Annotated in this window: 7 protein-coding genes; 2 read left to right on the top strand and 5 right to left on the bottom strand. The window is 73.8% G+C overall.

Annotated elements, in window-relative coordinates; all coding sequences use genetic code 11:
* Window positions 1–186: 186 nt before the first annotated feature.
* The 4 genes from E1200_RS10640 to E1200_RS10625 all read right to left on the bottom strand — a co-directional run bounded on the left by E1200_RS10640 (window position 187) and on the right by E1200_RS10625 (window position 3,838).
* Window positions 187–1,041 (bottom strand): glycosyltransferase, encoded by an 855-nt coding sequence (locus tag E1200_RS10640; RefSeq protein ID WP_131951670.1) that lies wholly within the window; start codon window positions 1,039–1,041, stop codon window positions 187–189.
* 92 nt (window positions 1,042–1,133) lie between these two features.
* Complete coding sequence (locus tag E1200_RS10635; protein ID WP_131951667.1) at window positions 1,134–1,991, bottom strand: CDP-alcohol phosphatidyltransferase family protein; 858 nt, start codon at window positions 1,989–1,991, stop codon at window positions 1,134–1,136.
* On the bottom strand, window positions 1,981–3,054 hold the full coding sequence (locus tag E1200_RS10630; RefSeq protein WP_131951666.1) for an iron-containing alcohol dehydrogenase family protein: 1,074 nt from the start codon (window positions 3,052–3,054) through the stop codon (window positions 1,981–1,983). The genes E1200_RS10635 and E1200_RS10630 overlap by 11 nt, the downstream gene beginning before the upstream one ends.
* A gap of 52 nt (window positions 3,055–3,106) precedes the next feature.
* Window positions 3,107–3,838, bottom strand: a complete 732-nt coding sequence (locus E1200_RS10625; RefSeq protein WP_131951665.1) for a phosphocholine cytidylyltransferase family protein — start codon at window positions 3,836–3,838, stop codon at window positions 3,107–3,109.
* 544 nt (window positions 3,839–4,382) lie between these two features.
* Here E1200_RS10625 and ispD point away from each other — a divergent pair.
* Together ispD and E1200_RS10615 are read left to right on the top strand one after the other, a co-directional pair.
* Complete coding sequence (gene ispD / locus E1200_RS10620; RefSeq protein WP_131951664.1) at window positions 4,383–5,078, top strand: 2-C-methyl-D-erythritol 4-phosphate cytidylyltransferase; 696 nt, start codon at window positions 4,383–4,385, stop codon at window positions 5,076–5,078.
* Window positions 5,075–5,824: a glycerophosphodiester phosphodiesterase gene (locus E1200_RS10615; RefSeq protein WP_131951663.1), complete on the top strand. Its 750-nt coding sequence runs from the start codon at window positions 5,075–5,077 to the stop codon at window positions 5,822–5,824. Before ispD ends, E1200_RS10615 begins: the two co-directional genes overlap by 4 nt.
* A 15-nt stretch (window positions 5,825–5,839) precedes the next feature.
* On the opposite strand, the gene E1200_RS10610 is transcribed toward E1200_RS10615, so the two are convergent.
* Entirely contained in the window at window positions 5,840–6,586 is a 747-nt protein-coding gene (locus tag E1200_RS10610) for a hypothetical protein (protein ID WP_131951662.1), read from the bottom strand.
* Between the last annotated feature and the right edge of the window lie 22 nt (window positions 6,587–6,608).

Here is a 6,608-nt window from a genome sequence, read left to right as displayed (position 1 = left end):
GCCGCCCCCAGCCCCCACCGCACCCCGCGACGACCTGAACCGTCGCGATCGCGTCCGAAGGCAGGTTCCGAGCCTGCGAGGAACCTGATCGCGCAGCGAGCCCCCAGGGCGAGCCGGAGCGATGCAGCGATCGCACCGCAGTTCCCGCCGAAGGAGGGCCCCCAGGGCCCGACGCCAAGGGAACTGCTAAATAACAGGCGGACGGCCGGTTCGGGTCATGCGCCAGGCGGTTCGCCAGGTTATGGGGCGGCGGGGGCCTGCGGGTTTGCGCCAGCCTTCGGCGAAGCCCTTGAACCAGGGTTTCAGGGCGCTCGGCTTGCGTTCGCGTATGACGGTCATCGCGACCCAGACGGCGAGGTAGGTCATCGCCAGGGGCCACGGCAGGTTGCGGCGGGCGAGCCAGACGCGGTTGCGGGCGTTGTAGCGGTAGAACATGTCGTGCCGGGTGGGCAGGACGGCGGGGTGGAACATGACGGCGGACGCGTCGTAGACGATGCGGTAGCCGGCGTTGAGGATCTGCCAGGCGAGGTCGGTCTCCTCGTGGGCGTAGAAGAAGTCCTCCGGAAGACCTCCACCGGCGTCGAACGCGGCGCGGCGGACGGCGCAGGCGCCGCCCAGGAACGTCGTCACGGCGGAGGAGCGTTCCGGGTCGCCGGCGCGCAGGCGAGGGACGTGGCGGCGTTCGCCGCGGCCGCCCTCGGGGTCGCGGACGCGGAACGACACGACGCCCAGGTCGGGTTCGGCGGTGAAGCGGTCGCGCAGGTACGCGCCGAGGCGCGGGGAGCGGTACCAGCCGTCGTCGTCCAGGAAGAGGATGACGTCGCCGCTGGACGCCGCGACCCCGCGGTTGCGTCCCGCGGGGATGCCGACGTTGCTCGGCAGGCGGAGCAGGGTCACGCGCTCGTCGGCGAAGACCGGGTCGTCGCCCGGCAGCCAGTCGCCCGGGACGCCGTTGCCGACGAGGACAACCTCGACCGCGACGTGCTCCTGGTCGAAGGCGCTGCGGACCGCGCGGGCCAGTTCCGCCGGGCGGTTCCCCATGGTCAGGACGACGACGCTGAGGAGGACGCCGCCGTCCTCGCGGGGGGCGGGGGCGTGTCCTCTCGGTTCCACGGCGTCCTCGTCCAGGGAGGTCACTTCAGCCTCCGCGACGCCAGGATGCTGACCAGGTGCAGCACGGTCTGCACGACCGCGACCGCGGCGACGGCGACCATGAGGACGCGGACGGCGGCGGGCGTCTCGTTGTCCATGACGGTGTCGAGCACGGCGGCCGCGAGGATCAGCAGCGACAGCTCCACCGCGCCGATGATGCGGTGGAAGCGCAGCATGGACGCCGCCTGCCGGGCGAGGGCGATGCCGGTGGAGCGGGGGCGCAGCGCGCGGTCGCCGCCGGTCGGGTCGGCGGGCAGGCCCGACTTGGCGCGGGCGACGACGACGTTGTCGGTCTCCGCCTTGATCAGCGCGGCGCCGAGGGCCGCGACGAGGCCGAGCTCGACCCAGCCGCCGCTCTCCCAGCCGCCCTGGGCGGCGAAGCCGAGGCCGATGAGCAGCGCGACCTCCGACAGGTAGTGGCCGATGCGGTCGAGGAACACGCCCGCGACCGAGGTCTGCCGCAGGTAGCGGGCGACCTCGCCGTCCACGCAGTCGAGCAGGAGGTACACCTGGATGAGCACGGCGCCGCCGAGCGCCGTCCACAGGGTGCCGGACACCGGCAGCGACACCACGACGCCGGCGAGGACGCCGCTCGCCATCATCAGGTAGGTGAGCTGGTTGGGGCTGAACCCGAGGCGCAGCGCGAGCCAGGCGACGTACGGGGACAGGTCGCGCATGTAGAGGCGGCCGGCCCAGTGCTCCTCGTTGCGGCGGTCCTTCAGGCCGGGCGGCTGCCCGTACCGGCGGACGTCGGCGACGGCGGCGCCTTTGCGGTGCGGTCTCGGCTCGTCGTCTCCGCTCCCCGGGGGGTGGTCCCGTCCGGGGAGCTCAGCCTCCATGGGCCTGGACATACTGTTCCACCGCCTTGAGGGTCTCGTCCTTGTCGAGGTCGAGGTATTCCAGGATCGTGTAGCGGCCGGGGCGGGTCTGCGGCGCGTACTGGACGGCCTCGGCGAACTGCTCGGCCGACAGCCCGACGTCCCCGGGCAGCCGGGGCAGGCCGTGCCGCTCCAGGCAGGTGAGGATCTCCGCGAGGCGTTCCGCGCCGTCGCCGAGGCGGGTGGCCCGCAGGTGGAAGCAGAACGCGGTGCCGAGCCCCGCCAGCTCGCCGTGGTTGGCGGTGTCGGGGTAGAGGTGGTCGATGGCGTGCAGGATCTCGTGGTCGCCGCCGCTGGCGGGCCGGGAGTCGCCCGCGAACGCCATCGACATCCCCGACAGGACGAGGCTCTCGGCGAGGACGGTGAGGAACCGGTCCGACTCGATCGACTCGGGCTGGTGCAGCAGCGCCTCGGCGGCGGTGCGCGCCACGGTGAGCGCCATCCGGTCGACGCGCTCGCCGCACTGCTCGGCGGCGAGGAGCCAGTCCTCCACGGCGGAGAAGTTGCTGAGCACGTCGCCGACGCCGGCGCGGACGAGCCGCTCGGGCGCGGCCCGCACGTAGTCGAGGTCGACGATCATCGCCAGCGGCATCACGACGCCGAACGAGCCCTTGCCGTTGTCGTGCGTGAGCGACGCGACCGGCGAGCAGATGCCGTCGTGGGACAGGTTCGTGGCGACCGACACCATCGGGATGCCCGACAGCGTCGCCGCGTACTTGGTGGCGTCGATCGTCCGGCCGCCGCCGATGCCGACGACGGCCTCGTAGGACCCGGCGCGCAGCTTGCCGGCCAGGTCGACGGCCGCGTCCACGGTGCCGCCGGCCACGTGGTACACCTCGCAGGCCGCCAGGGACGGCCGGACGTGCTCGGCGATCTGGTCGCCCTGGCCCGGGCCGACGGCGATCGCCACCCGGCCCTCGGTGGCGATGCGCCGGTCGGCGAGGAGCTCGCCGAGGGCGGCGATCGCGCCGCGCCGCACGTCGATGGAGAGCGGCGCGTTCAGCATCCGCGTCAGCAGGGGCATGAGCGTCCTCGTCGTCCGCGCAGTCGGTGGTCGGGGGGCGTCGCGGGAGGGGCTAGTAGCCCTTGGCGATCCGCCGGGCCTTCTCCAGGTCGTCGTGGTTGTCGACCTCCACCCAGGCGACGTCGCCGATCGGCGCGACGCCGATGCGCCCGCCCCGGTGCACGTGCTCCTGGTAGCCGTCCTCGTAGTAGAGGTCGGGGTCGCGCTCCCAGACGGCCTTGAGGGCGTCGGCGAGCGGCTCCGCGGCGGCGGGCTCGATCAGGGTGGCGCCGATGTACTCGCCGTTCGCGGTGGCCGGGTCCATCAGCTTGGTGATGGTCTTCAGGCGGCCCTCGCCGTCGAGGATGACCTTCATCTCCTCGTCGGCGAGCGTTTTCACATCGTCCACCGCCAGGAGGATGTCCGGTCCGCGGTTGGCCAGTAGCGTCTTCTCGACGCTCACGGGATGCACCGTGTCGCCGTTGACCATGAGGACGCCCTTGGAGAAGTGCTCGCGAGCCAGCCACATGGAGTAGGCGTTGTTCCACTCCTCGGCCTTGTCGTTGTGCACGAGCGTGATCCGCACGCCGTACCGCTCTTCGAGGGCGGCCTTGCGGTCCTCGACCGCGCCCGCCTGATAGCCGACGACGATCACCACGTCGGTCAGGCCGACCTCGGCGAGGTTGCCCAGGGCGATGTCCAGGATGGTGGTCTCACCGTCCACCGGGACGAGGGCCTTGGGGAGCGTGTCGGTGTAGGGCCGCAGCCTCCGGCCCGCCCCTGCCGCCAGCACCATGCCGATCATGCTTCCTCTTCCTTCAGGTCGACCTTCACGCCGCTGCCGCGGCCGCTCCGCCACGCGGGGTGCCCGCGGCACCGGACGGAAACGCCAAAGTAGGCGACCGGTGCGGGGTACGCGAACGGGAGCGGGCCGGATCGGCCCGCGACGGCCGCGAACGACGTCCGGCCCTTCCCGGCCGGGCCCCGCGCGCGGCATCCGCTGCCGCGTGCGTCGCCCTTTGCGGGTGCGGTGCACGATGCCGCGGCGGCGGAGCGCGAGGACCGCGATCGGCACGTTGACGAGCGGCGCCGAACCCGCCTGCGCGAACCCCAGCGCGGCGAAGCAACCATACTCGATCCCACGCGATATGGGCGGTACGAGCCGTCCGCGGCTCCGGCGGCGGCCCGTTCCGGGCGGCCGGTCGCGGGCGCGTCCGGTACGTTGAGCGTGGCCGGCCGGGCACGGCGGGACTCGTCCATCGGGGCCTCCGGCCGGTCGGGAACAGCGCGGTGCGGTTGCACAGCGTAGCCGCCCGGTGGCCGAGTGTCGCGGGAAACCGAGGGGTGAGATGACAGCGGTGGCGGTGGTGCTCGCGGGCGGGGTCGGCCGGCGCCTGGGGGCCGGGCGCCCCAAGCAGCTCATCGAGGTCGGCGGGCGGCCGGTGCTGGCGCACGCGATCGACGCGTTCGACACCCATCCCGGCATCGCCGAGGTCGTCGTCGTCATGGCGCCGGGCCATCTGCGCGAGGCCGCCGCGATCGCCGCGCCGTTCCGCAGGACGTCCGCCGTGATCGAGGGCGGCGAGACGCGCACCGCCTCCACGGCCGCCGCGCTGGCCGCGCTGGCGGACCGGCCCGACGACGTCCGGGTGCTGTTCCACGACGCGGCGCGCCCGTTCGTCGACCACGGGGTCATCGGCCGTGTCCTGGACGCGCTGGACGGCTGCGAGGCCGTCGCGGTCGGGGTGCCCGCGTCCGACACGATGGTCGTGGTCGAGGACGGCGTCGTCGTGTCCATGCCGCCCCGCGAGACGATGACCCGGTTCCAGACACCGCAGGGCTTCCGGCTCGGCACGATCCGCAAGGCGTACGAGCTGGCGCGGGCCGATCCGGAGCTGCGCGCCACCGACGACTGCGGGATCGTCCACCGCTACCTGCCCGACGTCCCGATCCGGGTGGTCGCGGGCAGCGAGCGCAACCTCAAGGTGACCCAGCCGCTGGACGTCGTCATCGCCGAGCACCTCGCGGGCGAGGCGCACCGATGATCTTCGAGGCGGCCCCCGCGATCATCGGGCACCGCGGCTACGGCTCGGGCGACCCGACACCGCCCGGATACGGCGCCCCCGTCGCCGAGAACACCCTGGACTCCCTGCTCGCGGCGGTGGACGCGGGCGCGTCGTGGGTCGAGATCGACGTGACGCGCACCGCCGACGACGACCTCGTCCTGCGGCACGACCCGACCACCGCCGAGGGCGACTACGTGGTCGACCTGGCGGCGGCGGCCTGCGGCCTGCCGCGGCTCGCGGAGATCTTCGCCGCGCTGCCGCCGGAGATCGCGGTGGACGTGGACGTGAAGACCGTCCTGGAGGACGCGGTGGACGCCCCGTCCCGCCGCACCGGCGCGCTGCTCGTCCCGCTGCTGAAGCGCGAGGCGAAGCGCCGCAGGCTCCTCGTCACCTCGTTCGACCCGGCCCTGCTGACGTATCTGCGCGGCGAGCTGCCCGGCGTGCCGCTGGGCCTGCTGACGTGGCTGCGGTTCCCGCTGTGGCAGGCCGTCCCGGCGGCGGCGGGCCTCGGCTTCGACGCGGTCGCCGTGCACACCGGCTCGTGCGGGCTCGACCATCCCGACACGCGGCTGCGCCCGCTGGAGCACTGCGTGGACGTCGCGCACAAGGCGGGCCTGGAGACGGTCGTCTGGTGCCCCACCGCGGAGGCGGCCCCGGTCTACGCGGCGGCGGGCTTCGACGCGATGGTCGTCAACGACGTCCCGGGCGTGCTGGCCGCCCTCTGACCGTCGGTTCGACCGTCAGCGGTTGCCGCCGCCGTACACCTTCGTCCACTCGCCCGGCTCGTCGTCGTCCGGGTCGTTCCGGTCCGAGCCGCTCTGCGGCGCCGAGGCGGGCTTGTCGTCGGCGGGCGGCGCGGGCGGCGTGGAAGGTGCGGCGGGCGGTGCGGACGGCAGCGGCGGCGGGTTGCCCGGACCCGGCTGGGCGGGCGGCTGGCCGTACTGCGGGGCGCCCTGCCACTGCGGCTGGCCGTACTGCGGGGCGGGAGGCGGCCCCATGTGCGCCGGGGCGCCGTGCATGGGCGGCCCCATCGGCGCGGGCGGCGCACCGTAGCCCGCCGCCGGGCGGGCGGCCTTCCAGCGGGACGGCGCCAGGGACGCCACCAGCAGCACCACGCCGATCAGCAAGAAGATGCCGAGGGGGGCGAGCGTCGCGTAGCCGCCCCACATCTCCCGGGGGAGGATGTCCCGTCCGGCGTGCTCGAACGCCCAGCGCGGTGCCAGGAGCCAGACGAGGCCGATGGCCGTGTAGCCGGCGCCGGGGATGAGCGAGGCGAGCGGCGACACCCGCGAACCGACCACCAGGCCCAGCAGGAGCGCGGCGACGAGCAGGACGGCGGCACCGAGGTACTTGTCGTTGCCGCTGAAGAGGTACACCCGCATGGTCCGGCCGAGCCGGTCCACGCCGTACATCATGCAGAGGGCGATGATCGGCGTCACGACCAGGCCGACCAGCACGCCCAGGCCGTGCCGTGCTCCGTTGGACATTCCCACCCCTCCAAACCGGTCG

Source organism: Actinomadura sp. GC306 (assembly GCF_004348665.1).
Taxonomy (GTDB): domain Bacteria; phylum Actinomycetota; class Actinomycetes; order Streptosporangiales; family Streptosporangiaceae; genus Spirillospora.
Note: the sequence above shows the minus strand (reverse complement) of the source record. Positions and strands in the feature narration are given on the sequence as shown.

What these genes read in the sequence shown, in the direction of transcription:
- E1200_RS10630 (WP_131951666.1), bottom strand. Translation starts at nt 3,054, where the DNA reads ATGCCCCTGCTGACGCGGATGCTGAACGCGCCGCTCTCCATCGACGTG.
- E1200_RS10615 (WP_131951663.1), top strand. Translation starts at nt 5,075, where the DNA reads ATGATCTTCGAGGCGGCCCCCGCGATCATCGGGCACCGCGGCTACGGC.
- ispD (WP_131951664.1), top strand. Translation starts at nt 4,383, where the DNA reads ATGACAGCGGTGGCGGTGGTGCTCGCGGGCGGGGTCGGCCGGCGCCTG.
- E1200_RS10635 (WP_131951667.1), bottom strand. Translation starts at nt 1,991, where the DNA reads ATGGAGGCTGAGCTCCCCGGACGGGACCACCCCCCGGGGAGCGGAGAC.
- E1200_RS10640 (WP_131951670.1), bottom strand. Translation starts at nt 1,041, where the DNA reads ATGGGGAACCGCCCGGCGGAACTGGCCCGCGCGGTCCGCAGCGCCTTC.
- E1200_RS10610 (WP_131951662.1), bottom strand. Translation starts at nt 6,586, where the DNA reads ATGTCCAACGGAGCACGGCACGGCCTGGGCGTGCTGGTCGGCCTGGTC.
- E1200_RS10625 (WP_131951665.1), bottom strand. Translation starts at nt 3,838, where the DNA reads ATGATCGGCATGGTGCTGGCGGCAGGGGCGGGCCGGAGGCTGCGGCCC.